Raw genomic sequence first — 601 nt, 5'->3', positions numbered from 1 at the left:
GTGCCAGCAGCTGCGTAAGCGGTTGCTGAATGCTTAAATTATCAAATGTTCACAAAAAGTATAACGTTGCTCAGCAATGAGTGACGGTCAGTATTTTGAGTGAGCGACCCATCCGCAAGGATGGTGACTCGAAAGAGTCAACAAACAGAGATTGAACTGAAGAGTTTGATCCTGGCTCAGATTGAACGCTGGCGGCATGCTTTACACATGCAAGTCGAACGGCAGCGCGGGGCAACCTGGCGGCGAGTGGCGAACGGGTGAGTAATACATCGGAACGTACCCAGAAGTGGGGGATAACGTAGCGAAAGTTACGCTAATACCGCATACGTTCTACGGAAGAAAGTGGGGGACCTTCGGGCCTCATGCTTTTGGAGCGGCCGATGTCTGATTAGCTAGTTGGTGAGGTAAAGGCTCACCAAGGCGACGATCAGTAGCTGGTCTGAGAGGACGACCAGCCACACTGGGACTGAGACACGGCCCAGACTCCTACGGGAGGCAGCAGTGGGGAATTTTGGACAATGGGCGCAAGCCTGATCCAGCAATGCCGCGTGAGTGAAGAAGGCCTTCGGGTTGTAAAGCTCTTTTGTCAGGGAAGAAACGG

At 52.7% G+C, this 601-nt stretch carries 1 rRNA gene; it reads left to right on the top strand.

The window, feature by feature from the left end:
* Nucleotides 1-153 precede the first annotated feature (153 nt).
* Nucleotides 154-601, top strand: a 16S ribosomal RNA gene (locus AC07PE_RS27115); the annotation flags it as partial.

The sequence above is a fragment of the Telluria sp. GW821-FHT07G12 genome (assembly GCF_059418525.1).
This window is presented reverse-complemented; position numbering and strand designations above follow the sequence as displayed.